Below are 12,609 nucleotides of genomic sequence, written 5' to 3' on the forward strand. Positions count from 1 at the left end.
CTGTAATCGTAACTAGCTTCGGCATTCCAGTCGGAATTAAAGGTCCATAAAAAGTCGATATTGCCGTATTGCACTTCCTGATTCGGTTCCAGCCCATAGGTTAAACCGCTGCGCAAATACAGCCGTCCTAACCCCGCATTCACGGTGAGCTGGCCCTGCAGATTATCGGTGCTGGTGTCGTCCTCCGGGCCGGGAGAATGAAGCACATAGCTTAAATTATGCGCCAGCTGCCAGCGACCGATATTGGCACCGAGATTGACTTGGTAGTTTTGCGAGTCACCGCGGGTGTAATACTCATTCAGTCCGGCGCTTAACTGGTAATACATTCGACGGCTGAGACCACTGAGAAACGGCCCTTGCAGCGTCAAGCTTTGACGGTTTCGTAGTAAAGCCTCATCCGTGGCATCCAGCTTGAAATCGGCGGTTTGGTTTTCGAGGTTATAACTGAGCGTGTGTGCACGACGTTCACCAAAACCACGGGAGACAGAGAAGTTGGTCTGGCTGCCGCCTTCGATGTCTTTGAGCCAGTTTAGGTTAATCAAACTGTCCAGCAAAAATAGGCGCATCCCCGGCTGCAGAAATAGATGATATTCGCCATCCGTAAATTGATAATGACTCAGGTCGCCGGTCAGTGACAGCTTCTGTGTCAGCCCGGTTTCAAGATGGACATTGGTGCGGTATTTTTCATCCTGCGTTGCATACTGATTGTCGATATAATCGGATAATCGCCAGTCCTGGCGACTAAAGGAAGCATCGTAAATAAAGCCGCTGCCGGTTAAGGAGGTCGCATCCACATTAATGATTTCGGTTTTTTCTTCGCGTTGGCCTTGCGGCCCGTAGAATTTTAACAGTAGCCGGTTTTCCCCCACGTTTAAGGGGGCATTTAAAAACTGGTAACGCCCATCTTGTCCAACCCGTTCGCTGCGGATAAAAATATCGTTGATATACAGTTCCACGTCCCAGCCGGGTTGTAGTAGGCCGGAGATATTGGTCTGGCTGGCGTTGGTCAGGCGACCATAAGGGCGGTTGCTGATTCGCATGCCGGTGTTGTATAAACCGGTTGGCAGATTGTTTAGGGTCGTTGGGTTAATGTCACCTAATGAAACGTGCGATGCTTTTAAAGGCCCTAGAAGATCGGATTCAATGTCATTACGTTCTAATGTAACCGTTAAGTCGGTCTGATTACGATCATTGAATTCATTGTAATTATGGCTGAGATAATAACGCCCAGTCATATAAAGTAAATCACCCGCACCAAGAATGGAACCGTTGAAACGGTTATTATCGGAATAGTCATTGATCAGGGTGAATTGTAGATCGGCATTAATGGGTGAAATCAGCTGATAAGGCGTATCACGCCGCGGATATTGCAGCTCAAAATCACTGGTTAGGCCGCCTTGAAAGCGGTTTTCGCGACGAATGCGCTCTTCAATGGGTAACGGTTGTTTCGCGTCTAACGTGAGGGTGAGGTTGTTTAAACTGGGTTTGGCGCTGATTTGAAACCAGTTTAACGCATCTTGCAGTGGCCAAAGCCAGTCACCGTGCCAGTTTAGCAGTTGTTCTGCGGGTATTTCTTGCGTCGCAAAAGGGGTTTCAATGCGGTAGCGGGTGTTTGCACCGCTGTTCGTGCCGCTGTTCAATGTTTCAAGGGTAAAGGCATTCTCGGTGCGAATAAACCAGCCATGGGCGTCAATAATCGGCGGGGTTGTATTATCGGAGCTTCCGCTGGCCTGGTAGTGAATCGGAAAATCCAGCAACTCGGTCAGGTCGTCAAAATGGACCCAATAGTCGCCATTACGTTCCACCACATTCAGGTCGCCTAACACCAGGTTTTTCGATTTGACCGCCAGTATCAGGTCTTGTGCCGAAGCGGTTTTGGACAGTTGTGCTTCCGGCACCATCTGACCGCTCACTGGATCGTAATGGAGCGTTTGCGGCCAACTGGGGGGCGTTACCAGCAATAGCCCCGCCTGTAAACCGAGCAATGAGGCTTGGCGCAGGTTTAACGATTGGGGGCGGTTAGCACATAACATCATTGAGCGGATAAACCGTTACAGGGTCATGGCAAGGTCAGCGTGGCTTCGGTAGCCAAGCTTTGTGGATAGGCTTTGTCTGGCGTAAAGGTCACTTTGTATTGACCACTTGTCGGGGTGTCTTTGGGTAAATTCAGGCTGACCGAGACCTGTTTGTTTTCACGATAAACCGCGACATTATTTAAAAAAGTGACCTCTTGATACGGTTGGCGGCTGTTGGCACGCCAATAGGCCGTCAGTTTGCCGACGGCACTGAAATCACCTGAGCGGTTTAGTTTCATTGTAAGCTGCGATAAATCGTCAGCATTTGGCTGCATGGCTAAATCTGAAATGCTCAAACGGGTGTTTAGGTCACCCTGCCAAACTTGCACGGGAATACTGAAACCGGTCAGCATAAATATTCTCATGCCCGCACCTTTGTCTTTATTTTGTTCCAGTGTGGTCGGGTTGGGCAATTGATAAAATGTCAGGTGGGAACGATATTCACCGCGGGGTAGGTTCGGTGGTTTGCGCAATCGCAAGCGAATGGTTTGACGTTCGCCCGGCGCGAGAGTCACTTGACGCGGGCTGTAGCGAATTATGTCCGCCGCTGGAAATAAGCCGCTCATATCGTCTTTCTCGGTATTCAAAAGCTGATAACTACGATCTGACTTCTGTCGGTTTTCAATAAATTGAATGCGATAGGATGTGGTTTCGTTTGAAGTGTTGACCAGTGCCACACTCGCGCTGCGCTCGCGCTCTTCAAAAATCACCCGGGTGGGGCTGATGAGTAAACCGGCCTCAGAAAAGTTTGGCATGGTCGTTACCAACCAAGTCAAAACAACCATACCCAATAATGATAAACCACCAGGCCTGGTGGGTTTGAATGCCAGCTTGGATGGAGGGGTGTGTTCAGTAATTAATAAGCAGGTTGTAGGTGTCACTGTAATTTCCTTCAGAATAGGGTTGTCCGTCACCGCTGGTGGTGAGTTCGCCGCCCAGCGGCAGAGTCACTTCGCCAAGCAAATTGGTCGTGTATTGGCTCAACTCCAGTTGAGGTAAAAGAATGAACGTTGCCTGTAGGGGGGAAGAACCGCTAAACCCAGTTGAAACGGCTGGTTGTAGCACCTGAATGTCCAGCGTAGTGTTGGCAGGAAAATTATATAAAAAATAACGTCCGGGTTGCCCCGGTTCTAACACAATGATGCCGTCTGTTTTGTTGATATGACCGTTGGTTCGGATGCGTAATGTTTGGAGGCTGTTATTGTCTTTAATGGCAATACGTCCGAAGTTCAGTGGCTCTTCAATGGTGATGTCGCCGGCCATAATAGGGTGGCATGGAATACACAGCCATAAGAAAATGATTAACCACGTCACCACCACGTCATGGGGATGTTTTTGGGGCAGATGATTCGATTTTAAGGTGTGTAACGAGTGCATAAGGTTGGTTGGCGCGGCGAAACCGCCACGCTCAGTTCACTTTGGCTACTGACTTGACTCAGTATTGTACAACGACATTGAAGGTTGCAGAGTAGGTATCATCGACATAAGGCTCGTTTACGGAACCGGCTGTATCCGTATTGGCCGTCGTTGCAATGGTACCGCCAATGTTAAACGTCATATCACCGCTACCGTCTGTTTGAATAGGCCGGGTATTCGGTGTGGTGCCACCATAGGTTGTTGCGTAAGTGGTCAGTGCTGTTATGGAAAAATTCATGGCTGTTCCACCAGCGGTTAACGCTATTGGCGTGGTAGGCAGGGTAACCTGAAGATCTGTGTTCGGTGCAGCACCCGTTACTGAGAGTGTGGCCGGTGATCCATTTGTCAGGATTTGAATGGCAGAATCTCCTGATCCGGTTGTCGTACTGGGCGTTACTGCTGGATCGGATGGCATTATGAGAGTGCTGGTGTCACCACCACCGGAACTGTCGGCAAAGGCGGCAATGGTGCCGAAATCTAAGTCGGCACTTTTGGATAAAGTAAACGTATTTTGGACGGTGACCGAAGCGGTGACGCTTTGTGTTTCTGCGGCAACGAGACTGGAAGCAAAGACCAAAGTACAGACACTCATTAACTGAATGGCTTTATTTGAAAGCTGCATGGGGTTGGATTTTTTTGGGGTTTGGGATAACAGCATAATTGCCTCCTTAAAAAGCTTGGATGCACTTCACTCAAAATCGCCAGGCCTAGTGAAAAGTCCGATTGAGCGTTTTGTGTAATTTCAGGCATCCACTAAGTTTGAATGTGAAGGCATTTGCAGTGCTGCGCATGTCTTCAGGGTGTATTCCAAAAACTGTATCGGTAAACTTTACATTAACTTGAGCCAAAAAGGTTAAAAAAAACAAAAAAATTACTGTTATTTGCGAATTTTTAAAGCCATAAAAATGACTTGTGCCATTAGCCTTCTGTTAGCCACCCGTTTGTGTTTTGGCGTCACTGGGGGATTGGGGCGGTTTGTTAGATTGCGTTTCCAGTTCAATGGCTGTTTCTGCGCTCACAGGGCAAGGCGGGAATTGATAATGCCCTGGAAAACACCGTCGCGTTACCGTTTGCGTTTGGCTTAATGACGGCGGCGGTGTCTGTGCTGGGTTTTGCCGAATGCGCTTTAGGCTATTGAAATAGTGCAGCAGTTCGTCCAGCTGACGTTCTTTTTGAATGACTTGATTCAGTTGCGCCTGCATCGCTTGCCACTGTTGCTGTGGGCTTGGAGCCTCATCAGCAGATGTGTCCGTTTCGGGCGGCAAATTTTGCAGCAGTGCCTCAGCGTCTTGCTTGAGTTGTTCGGATTCGGTCGGTTCGGGGGTGTAATCGGTGCCGTCGTCTTGCGGATAGATTTCCGGTGCCTTGTCGGCATGAAAGGCGGAAACCGCGTTCATGGCATCCAGCGGCATGATGTCATAGGCTTTGGGAATGCGCTCGGTTTGCAGTGCCTGCAGCGGAACAAACGGATCGGAATCCGCCAGGCCTGGCGAAACCCACCCTAGTAAGCCTGTGACACTGAAGACTAAATAAAACGCTCGTCGCATCCTGTACCTGTTTGTTTATTATTTTTTTAGAGTGAGAATATAAAGCAAATGATGCGCCAATTTACGATTTTTAAGAGTGGTTTTATGAATGGTGGTTTTATCAAACCTTGATTTCAAACCCTGTTAGCAAGCACTTCGTTAACCTGATTGTCGCCCTTATCCGAGTTTCAGAGTCCGTTTTGGGGAGGCTAAAACCCAGTCTTGACATATGACAAGCTTTGCCATATTGTTGAGTCGTATCGTACGTTTAAGGAAACGATTATGGCTACTATGAATATTTCATTGCCCGATCAAATGAAACGTTGGGTCGAGCAGTCGGTTCAATCTGGGCTTTATGCCAATGCATCTGATTATATTCGCGATCTGATCCGCCAAGATCATCAAAAGATGGTGGCGTTACGCCAAGCGTTAATGGAGGGAGAAAACTCGGGCAACCCGACTGAGTTGGATTTGGAAGCGTTTATCAGCCACAAAAAACAAACGGCGTGATGACGATTGAGTTTTCACCCAAAGCGAAAGAAGATTTAAGTCATATTTGGGACTATACCGCCAAGCAATGGGGGATAGAGCAAGCTGAAACCTACATTCGAAACATTTGGCAATCTATTGAAAGTCTAGAGTCCAATTGCAACCACTCACAAAATATCGATTTTGTTCGATCGGGTTATCGAAAAATTCAGTCTGGATCCCACGTCATCTTTTTTAAACACTTACCTGAAACGATTACCGTGATTCGCATTCTTCATCAAAAAATGGATGTTGCTAGGCATCTGCCTTCTCCCTCATAAATGCTCATAAAAGGGCAAAGTTAAATGACAATTGTCTCGTTCCGATGCTGTGCGTCGGAACGATTGGGAAGGTGTGTATTCAATTTCTGCCAGGCCTGGTGAACCCTCTCCAGTAAGCTTGTTACGCCTCATTGTGGTTTAAACAGATAGCATAATTCATCCGTTGATTTGGCAAGCTTTACATCCGCTGTGACTAATACGCTGTCAACCGATTGAGCCGACGCCATGATAATGGCATCAGGCAATTTCAACGAACTTTTGACTCTAATCTCTGAAATTGCATCCAATAGGCGACGATCAGCCATCGCTAAATCGATCACTTCAACACGGGAGACAAACTCGTCAAACATCTGCTGGTCATGTTGTGTTAAACCGGAAAACGCAAAAAATTCTAGCCGGCTGATCACCGATATACCAATAAATTCAGCTTGGTGAGCTAACTCAACCACGCCTCGCTGACCTTTGAGCAGGGCAACGATGGCATTGGTGTCGAAAAAATAACGTTTACCACTCATTGCGTAAAGTAGTCTGTTGCGCTAATGCATCTCCTTGCCATTCAAGCTTACCTGCAAGGTCTGAAAAATCATAAACGGGTGTGAGATCGGCGGCGTTCTCAGTCTTTAATTCAAGCGTAGTCGATGGTTTAACATCGTCTGCCAACACGATCACCTTTATGTGCTGGTTTTTGAGTTTTTCAAACTCGGGAATGCGTAGATACTCGCTGTTCAAATCCGCTTCAAATTCAATCGCATACATGAGCGACCCTCCTGATAATGAGTATATTCGATTATACGCCAATCAAGCTTTGGTTAGGAGTTGTTTTGCTAAACGCCTTTCTCAATCGTTCCGATGCTGTGCGTCGGAACGATTGGGAAGGGGATTGTTCAATTTCTGCCAGGCCTGGCGAAAAGGCTGGGCGCCAATAGGGAGGGTTATTTTTTGCGCGCGAGATTGGCCAGTTCGATTTCTTTGTTTTGAATGAAATACACCAGTTTGCGACGGTCGTCTTCGCTCATGTTTTGGTATTCCAATGCAAGGGTGTAATGAATACCGTCGGACTCGGGAATGATTTTAACAATGTTGCAGCGCACCAGAATCGGCGGTTCTTCTTCCAGCGGTTGAATGAGTAAATCCACCTTGTCTTGGGCGGTGACGTTTTCCGTGACTTTTATGGCGACACCGCCCGCGCTGATATTGACCATGCGGCGCGGTATAGCGTGAATGACTTGTTTTTTGTCCACCATTTGCAGCAGGAAATTGATTTTGCTGTTCATGGCGGTAAGGGCGGTGGCGAGTAGCGCACTTTTTTCACTGATTTGAGTGATCACGGTTTCGATTTGTTCATCGAGTTGGGTAAGGTTTTCGAGAAAATATTTTTCAATGTAGCTGGCGTCCGCCGAGCTTGGAAGCGGATGCGCCTCCGCTTCTTCGCCCGAGACAATCCGGTAGCTGCAGGGCAGCATGACATCAATTCGGAAAAAGGAACGGCTGTTTTTGGAGGTCATAATATAGTCTCTTATAAAAATAGATTTTATGGCTTGTGAAGGCGGTAGTTTATCAAAAATCATAAGGCACTGACAAAGCCGTATGTGTGCGGCAACTTGATTAAAAGCAGGTTTTGCGCCAAATGCGCGATGGGTTCGGCGGGATTAAGCTTTGCCGATGGGGTTGGATTGATTCTGGCTGGCGATGGCTTTACCGGCGGCGCTGTAGGTTTTGGCGTTTTCATTGCGTCCGGTGAGCAGGTTGAGGGTGGTTTGATTGAGCTGGCTGAGAGCTTGCATGGTCATGCCATTAATGATGTTACGTTTCTGGCAGCCTTGAGCCTTGTCGGCAATTTCGAGCAGGGATTTCTTGACGGAAGCGGGCAGGTGTGGGGAGGCCTGCAGTTTTTCTTTGTTTAAAGTCATGGGGCTTTCGGTGCCGGTCAGCTCGGTGAGGCGAGCGGCAATGGTTTCAAACTGGGCGGAAACGCTTTCAGAAAGCTGTTCTTTTTGTTCAAGGACGGTGACAAGGTCGTGGGTGTCAGAGGATTTCAGCGCGGCGGCTTCGTCCTCCAGAACGGTGTGAAATTGCGTCAAGGCGTCAAGCAACTCCGACAGGGCGGGGGATAAATCTCGGATGTCGCTCGCTTGACGCATAGTGATTATTGACCTGCCATTAACACTTCGGTTTCAATCAGTTTGCTGGCCACTTTTTCAGCATTGACTTGATAAGAGCCGTCTTTGATGGCTTCTTTCAAGGCTTCGATTTTGGCTGAATTGTCCACTTCGCTGGCAGCCGCTTTTTTCTCAAGATTCATCACTTGAGTGGATGTCTGCGTCAAAGTGACTTTGTCGGCACTGACATTGGAGGAAGGCGCGTTTTGTGCACCGGCACTTTTGTTGGGCGAGCTGGTATTCGATTCGTTTAATCGACTGCTCACCAAACTTTGATTAATGTTTTTAATATCCATGACGGCATCCCCAGACCTTAATTAACGAGTATTTTAGCAACTTATCTTGCTTCTTCTAATCTTTTTAACGGCCGTGTGTTGTGAAACTTGAATCTTTTTTTAATCTTTTTTGTGTGTTTTGAAAAAATTATTTTGTGACCTGTGACGGCATGGTCACTCAAGTGTTATGGCACCTCAACGGTGTTAGGAGCAACAACTATGCCTTTAACGATTTTATCGGAAGACAGGTTGCGTACCGGCACCTGCTCATGTAGCACGGCATCTTCCAGTGCCACACCGACGGATTCCACCTGAATGTTACCAATATAGGTGATAATGGTGACATTGTTTTTTTCAAACACCATATAAGGCGGCTGCAGGTGGCGAACCGTTAACATCGTGTTCGGGGCAATCGCGCGTTTGGCGCGCATGCCGATGGCGCGTCCCGGATCAATCAAAGCCCCACGGCGCACTTGCTGGTAAGGTTGCAGAATTTGCTTTACGTCCCCAGGTTGTATAACGGCTTCTTTGAGAATGCCTTTAGTGGCAATCACCACCGGCAGCTCGCCATCCACTGTGGCGGTGACAAAAATTTTCCAGGACGGTTGCGGGCATTCCACTTTAAACGTCATGCGTCCGGCGGCTTTTTCCGGTGATTTGTCCTCCAGCTCCAGCGGCGCTTCACAGCGTTGTAGCTTGAGGCGATCACTGAATTCCCGAATGTCAAATGTCGGGTTGTGCAATTTTTGGTCGGTTTTTTGCTTGAGGTGTTCCAGCACCATGTCATACAGCACTTGCATGGGCTGAATGTCATGCTCTGAATCGGGTGCCGCTTTCAGCAGCGGGGAGAAAAACAGTGCAAGGCAAAGAGTGCCTATGAGGCTTCTGAGGCGCATTGCGTTTTGAGCGTGTTTGAATTGTCGCATCCGTAACCTTGTCAATTGTTTGGCAGTTTGCCACTCATTTCGGGAGCTTATTTCAGGAGCGTACTTCAGGAGTGTACATTGGGTGCCCATTTACTTGCGTGATGAATTTCAGTTATATTAACGGATATAAACCCCCTTTGCACGTTACTCGAGCAAAGCCGCCATTATTATGGATGATAACGGACTAAAATTAAGAAGGTGACCAACCATGTCGAGTTTTCTAAAAGGCGTAGATCAGCGAACGTCGCTTGCGGGCATGAACCGCATGGAGTTGTTGCTGTTTAAAATCCACGGTAATCAATTGTTTGGCATTAACGTTTTTAAGGTGCGAGAAGTGATTCGCACGCCCTACATTTCGCCAGTGCCGAAATCGGATTCTCGCGTGGTCGGTGTCGCCGACATTCGCGGCCAAACCATGCCGATGATTGATCTGGCCAAGTCGCTGGATTTACCCGCGGTGCCGCCGGATAAATACAGCGATTCGCTCACCATTGTGACCGAATTCAACAGTTCGGTGCAGGGGTTTTTGGTTGAAGATGTGGATCGCATTGTGCACTTGCGGTGGGAAGATATTCTGCCGCCGCCGGACTCGTTGCAAAATGTCAATTACCTGACAGGCATTACCCGCGCCCGTGATCAGATTGTGGAAATTGTGGACGTGGAAAAAGTGCTGGCGGAAGTGTCCGGTATGCAAGAGCAAATGTCGGATGAATTCTTGCATCAAAACCAAGCGAAAACCGAAGGGCACGACTTCTTTGTGCTGGCCGCAGACGACTCCACCGTGGCGCGAAACCAGCTGAAAACCACTTTGGACAAATTAGGCATTACCAACAAAATTGTCACCAATGGTCGTCTGGCGTTAGAGTTTTTGAAGAAATGGGCGGACGACGCCGACAAAGACATCAGCCCGCCGGTTAAGGATCGGGTGTTGATGGTGATTTCCGATATTGAAATGCCGGAAATGGACGGCTACACCCTGACCACCAATATTCGCAAAGACCCGCGATTGAGTGAGTTGTATGTGGTGTTGAGTTCGTCCTTGAGCGGCGGGTTTAACGCCAGTTTGACCGAAAAAGTCGGAGCGAATAAATTTATGTCGAAATGGCACCCAGAAGAATTGGCGCAGGCCATTATTGACCGAATCGAACACGTAAAAACGCAAAAGCAACATGCGCACGCTTCGTAATCGGTCGTTCCGAGCTTGGCGGGAGAGCAGGCGCCAAACAAGCTTGAAGGCGTTAACGCAATGGGCGGTTTTTGGGGCAGCGGCTTTTGCCATTTCGGCCATCTCTTTCGAGTCCGTTTTTGCGGCACAACAAGGTGTGCAACGGACATCCGCCGCACCGACTTACCCAACGCGCTGCGTGGTGGCGACTGGCTCGGCGTCCATGCAGGGGGTGTCGAAAGAATTTGCGCGGCAAATGGCGATTCGCGATGCGCTCAAGCAGGCCAGTATGCAAACCAATCTGAAAGTGTCGTCCAATCAGGAAGTGAACAACTACACGCTCACAAAGGATGCCACTCGCTTTACCTCCAACAGCAAAGTGTCGCAATACCTTATTGTCTCCGAAGGCTTACAGGAAGTCGATTTCAACAAACGTTTCGACGACAGCGGCATTGAAATTCTCGACCAGAAAAAACTCGACGAAATGCAAACCTATGAAGTGAAAATGGAAGTGTGTCTCACCGAAGACCCCCAGGCCTGTGATAATGTGCCGGGCAATCATCTGGAGCCAAAACTCGCCATTGCCAAACCCATTACCACCGATTCGCAAGGGGCGAAAGACATTTCCAACCTGTTGCCCGGCTATCAGACCGAGTTGCAGCGCCGCTTATACGCTCAAGGCTACCGCAATATGGTGATGATCGATAATGTGAACTTGCTGGACAGCACTCAAGCGATTAGCCCCAATCTCTCGCCCGACGTGCTGGACCCGATTCGTGAGGGCACTGGGGCGCAATATTTATTGTTAACCGTGATTCGTTCATTGTCACTGCACAGTGATGCGCCGGAAATGTGGAATGATGTCAAACGCTTTTACAACCTGGACGTCACCCCCGACACCCGTTTTATCGAAACCGACAGTTACATCGTGGATCTTTACAACTACGATACCGTGATGGAAAAACGGCTCGGCTTTGATGTCAAAGGCAATGTGGTCGTCGGGCGGCAACGCCCGTTTGGCACCAACGCATTTTTTGCCACCGACACCGGCATGGTGTTTAACACGCTGTTGGATCAAGCTACCACGCAAGCCTACGATTTTATGAAATGCAAACCGGTGGAATCGCGCATTATCGACATTCGCGGCGGCGATTATGTGATTTTCCTTTCCAATGAATCCGGTGCCAAAGTGGGGGATGAACTGGCGGTGTATCACACCTTTGATCGTCCGGTGCGTTATCAAGGCAACGACTTGGGGTTGGATTCCGAACCCAGCGGCTTTTTGAAAATAAAGCGCATTCAATCCCGCTTTGCCGTGGCGGAAGTGCTCGCCAAGGACGGCTTAATTCAAATCGGCGACAAAGTGCGTTCGTGGTAAAAACCCACTTTTTCACCAGGCCTGGTAAAAAGATTGGAACCACAAAAAGATTAGAACCACAGAGTCACAGAGGCACAGAGTTATTTGGAACCATGGACTGTCATCCACAGCGAAGCCGAAGGGTTGACTCTTCAGGTCTCATGCCGTTTGGCACGGCTTCAAACCCCAGCCAAAATTCATTTAACGTATAATCCAACAGATAGCTTAAATCAGGAGCCTTACACAAGTGAAAACTCTTACTTTGCAAATTGACGATCAAGTGAGTGAAAAGTTCATGTGGTTGCTTCAGCATTTTGCGGCAAATGAAGTCAAAATTGTTGAGCTGGATGAAAGCCTCTCGGACGATGCCTATTTGCGCAGTATTGATGGCATGGTTGAAAGCTTGCAACAAGCGCGACAAGAACCCCAGCAGCAAGGTGTTTCAATCAATCAACTGGATTGGTAATGTATCAACTGGTTTTTATGACTCAAGCCCAAAAGGATGCCAAAAAGCTCGCGGCATCAGGGCTAAAGCCTAAGGTGCTGAGTTTATTTGAGCGTATTCAAAAAGACCCACTGGTTTATCCACCTGCGTTTGAATACCTGCAAGGGGAACTTAAAGGCATGATCAGCCGCCGGATTAATAAACAGCACCGACTCGTGTACGAAGTTGTTGAAGAGGCAAAATTGATTAAGGTCTATCGCATGTGGACACACTATGAATAAAAAGAGACCCTCGTTCCCACTGTTCCAGTGGGAACGCCTACTGCGACATCCCAGAAGGCATAAATGTCTTCGTGGTTCAAAAAGCCGTTTTCCCCAAGCCTGTTCAAAAAACCTCTGTGACTCTGTGACTCTGTGACTCTGTGGTTAAACGCTTTTTCCCCAGGCCTGGTGGTTA

General features: G+C 48.3%; 17 protein-coding genes. 6 read left to right on the plus strand and 11 right to left on the minus strand.

Annotated features, from left to right (window positions below; translation table 11 throughout):
• The 5 genes from ACP5D0_RS07525 to ACP5D0_RS07545 form a co-directional block, all read right to left on the minus strand.
• Window positions 1-2,036: hypothetical protein (locus ACP5D0_RS07525; RefSeq protein WP_472365051.1), on the minus strand; the 2,036-nt coding region annotated here is incomplete at its 3' end.
• Window positions 2,037-2,059: 23 nt separating this feature from the next.
• A complete protein-coding gene (locus tag ACP5D0_RS07530) occupies window positions 2,060-2,830 on the minus strand; it encodes a fimbrial biogenesis chaperone (protein WP_472365052.1) in 771 nt (256 codons plus the stop codon).
• 94 nt (window positions 2,831-2,924) lie between these two features.
• On the minus strand, window positions 2,925-3,389 hold the full coding sequence (locus ACP5D0_RS07535; RefSeq protein ID WP_472365053.1) for a DUF4402 domain-containing protein: 465 nt from the start codon (window positions 3,387-3,389) through the stop codon (window positions 2,925-2,927).
• A 121-nt stretch (window positions 3,390-3,510) separates the two neighbouring features.
• On the minus strand, window positions 3,511-4,149 hold the full coding sequence (locus ACP5D0_RS07540) for a DUF4402 domain-containing protein (RefSeq protein ID WP_472365054.1): 639 nt from the start codon (window positions 4,147-4,149) through the stop codon (window positions 3,511-3,513).
• A 271-nt stretch (window positions 4,150-4,420) separates the two neighbouring features.
• Complete coding sequence (locus ACP5D0_RS07545; RefSeq protein WP_472365055.1) at window positions 4,421-5,038, minus strand: hypothetical protein; 618 nt, start codon at window positions 5,036-5,038, stop codon at window positions 4,421-4,423.
• Window positions 5,039-5,299: 261 nt separating this feature from the next.
• Between ACP5D0_RS07545 and ACP5D0_RS07550 the strand changes: the two genes are divergently transcribed.
• Window positions 5,300-5,527, plus strand: a complete 228-nt coding sequence (locus tag ACP5D0_RS07550; RefSeq protein ID WP_472365056.1) for a type II toxin-antitoxin system ParD family antitoxin — start codon at window positions 5,300-5,302, stop codon at window positions 5,525-5,527.
• A complete protein-coding gene (locus ACP5D0_RS07555) occupies window positions 5,527-5,826 on the plus strand; it encodes a type II toxin-antitoxin system RelE/ParE family toxin (protein ID WP_472365057.1) in 300 nt (99 codons plus the stop codon). Before ACP5D0_RS07550 ends, ACP5D0_RS07555 begins: the two co-directional genes overlap by 1 nt.
• 128 nt (window positions 5,827-5,954) lie before the next feature.
• Here the strand turns inward: ACP5D0_RS07555 and ACP5D0_RS07560 are convergent, their stop codons facing one another.
• From ACP5D0_RS07560 to flgA, 6 genes are all read right to left on the minus strand, one after another.
• Window positions 5,955-6,341 (minus strand): type II toxin-antitoxin system VapC family toxin, encoded by a 387-nt coding sequence (locus ACP5D0_RS07560; RefSeq protein ID WP_472365058.1) that lies wholly within the window; start codon window positions 6,339-6,341, stop codon window positions 5,955-5,957.
• The gene (locus ACP5D0_RS07565) at window positions 6,331-6,582 is read right to left on the minus strand and encodes a hypothetical protein (protein WP_472365059.1); all 252 of its coding nucleotides are present in this window, start codon (window positions 6,580-6,582) and stop codon (window positions 6,331-6,333) included. The genes ACP5D0_RS07560 and ACP5D0_RS07565 overlap by 11 nt, the downstream gene beginning before the upstream one ends.
• 176 nt (window positions 6,583-6,758) lie before the next feature.
• Window positions 6,759-7,331: a PilZ domain-containing protein gene (locus tag ACP5D0_RS07570; protein WP_472365060.1), complete on the minus strand. Its 573-nt coding sequence runs from the start codon at window positions 7,329-7,331 to the stop codon at window positions 6,759-6,761.
• Window positions 7,332-7,475: 144 nt separating this feature from the next.
• Entirely contained in the window at window positions 7,476-7,967 is a 492-nt protein-coding gene (gene flgN, locus ACP5D0_RS07575; RefSeq protein WP_472365061.1) for a flagellar export chaperone FlgN, read from the minus strand.
• A gap of 5 nt (window positions 7,968-7,972) precedes the next feature.
• Window positions 7,973-8,281 carry a flagellar biosynthesis anti-sigma factor FlgM gene (gene flgM, locus ACP5D0_RS07580; protein ID WP_472365062.1) on the minus strand — a complete coding sequence of 103 codons (309 nt, stop codon included), beginning with the start codon at window positions 8,279-8,281 and terminating at the stop codon, window positions 7,973-7,975.
• A 164-nt stretch (window positions 8,282-8,445) separates the two neighbouring features.
• Complete coding sequence (gene flgA / locus ACP5D0_RS07585) at window positions 8,446-9,186, minus strand: flagellar basal body P-ring formation chaperone FlgA (protein WP_472365063.1); 741 nt, start codon at window positions 9,184-9,186, stop codon at window positions 8,446-8,448.
• A gap of 208 nt (window positions 9,187-9,394) precedes the next feature.
• Here flgA and ACP5D0_RS07590 point away from each other — a divergent pair, with 208 nt between their 5' ends.
• From ACP5D0_RS07590 to ACP5D0_RS07605, 4 genes are all read left to right on the plus strand, one after another.
• Window positions 9,395-10,372, plus strand: coding sequence for a chemotaxis protein (locus ACP5D0_RS07590; RefSeq protein WP_472365064.1), 978 nt, complete (start codon window positions 9,395-9,397; stop codon window positions 10,370-10,372).
• 43 nt (window positions 10,373-10,415) lie between these two features.
• Entirely contained in the window at window positions 10,416-11,729 is a 1,314-nt protein-coding gene (locus tag ACP5D0_RS07595) for a flagellar assembly protein T N-terminal domain-containing protein (RefSeq protein ID WP_472365065.1), read from the plus strand.
• A gap of 226 nt (window positions 11,730-11,955) precedes the next feature.
• Window positions 11,956-12,174, plus strand: coding sequence for a hypothetical protein (locus tag ACP5D0_RS07600; RefSeq protein WP_472365066.1), 219 nt, complete (start codon window positions 11,956-11,958; stop codon window positions 12,172-12,174).
• Window positions 12,174-12,434 carry a Txe/YoeB family addiction module toxin gene (locus ACP5D0_RS07605; protein ID WP_472365067.1) on the plus strand — a complete coding sequence of 87 codons (261 nt, stop codon included), beginning with the start codon at window positions 12,174-12,176 and terminating at the stop codon, window positions 12,432-12,434. The genes ACP5D0_RS07600 and ACP5D0_RS07605 overlap by 1 nt, the downstream gene beginning before the upstream one ends.
• Window positions 12,435-12,609 lie beyond the last annotated feature (175 nt).

The sequence above is a fragment of the Hydrogenovibrio sp. genome (assembly GCF_049975065.1).
GTDB lineage: Bacteria > Pseudomonadota > Gammaproteobacteria > Thiomicrospirales > Thiomicrospiraceae > Hydrogenovibrio.

Coding starts and splice junctions, on each gene's coding strand:
- ACP5D0_RS07530 (WP_472365052.1), bottom strand. CDS start 2,830: ATGCCAAACTTTTCTGAGGCCGGTTTACTCATCAGCCCCACCCGGGTG.
- ACP5D0_RS07540 (WP_472365054.1), bottom strand. CDS start 4,149: ATGCTGTTATCCCAAACCCCAAAAAAATCCAACCCCATGCAGCTTTCA.
- ACP5D0_RS07545 (WP_472365055.1), bottom strand. CDS start 5,038: ATGCGACGAGCGTTTTATTTAGTCTTCAGTGTCACAGGCTTACTAGGG.
- ACP5D0_RS07550 (WP_472365056.1), top strand. CDS start 5,300: ATGGCTACTATGAATATTTCATTGCCCGATCAAATGAAACGTTGGGTC.
- ACP5D0_RS07555 (WP_472365057.1), top strand. CDS start 5,527: ATGACGATTGAGTTTTCACCCAAAGCGAAAGAAGATTTAAGTCATATT.
- ACP5D0_RS07560 (WP_472365058.1), bottom strand. CDS start 6,341: ATGAGTGGTAAACGTTATTTTTTCGACACCAATGCCATCGTTGCCCTG.
- ACP5D0_RS07565 (WP_472365059.1), bottom strand. CDS start 6,582: ATGTATGCGATTGAATTTGAAGCGGATTTGAACAGCGAGTATCTACGC.
- ACP5D0_RS07570 (WP_472365060.1), bottom strand. CDS start 7,331: ATGACCTCCAAAAACAGCCGTTCCTTTTTCCGAATTGATGTCATGCTG.
- flgN (WP_472365061.1), bottom strand. CDS start 7,967: ATGCGTCAAGCGAGCGACATCCGAGATTTATCCCCCGCCCTGTCGGAG.
- flgM (WP_472365062.1), bottom strand. CDS start 8,281: ATGGATATTAAAAACATTAATCAAAGTTTGGTGAGCAGTCGATTAAAC.
- flgA (WP_472365063.1), bottom strand. CDS start 9,186: ATGCGACAATTCAAACACGCTCAAAACGCAATGCGCCTCAGAAGCCTC.
- ACP5D0_RS07590 (WP_472365064.1), top strand. CDS start 9,395: ATGTCGAGTTTTCTAAAAGGCGTAGATCAGCGAACGTCGCTTGCGGGC.
- ACP5D0_RS07605 (WP_472365067.1), top strand. CDS start 12,174: ATGTATCAACTGGTTTTTATGACTCAAGCCCAAAAGGATGCCAAAAAG.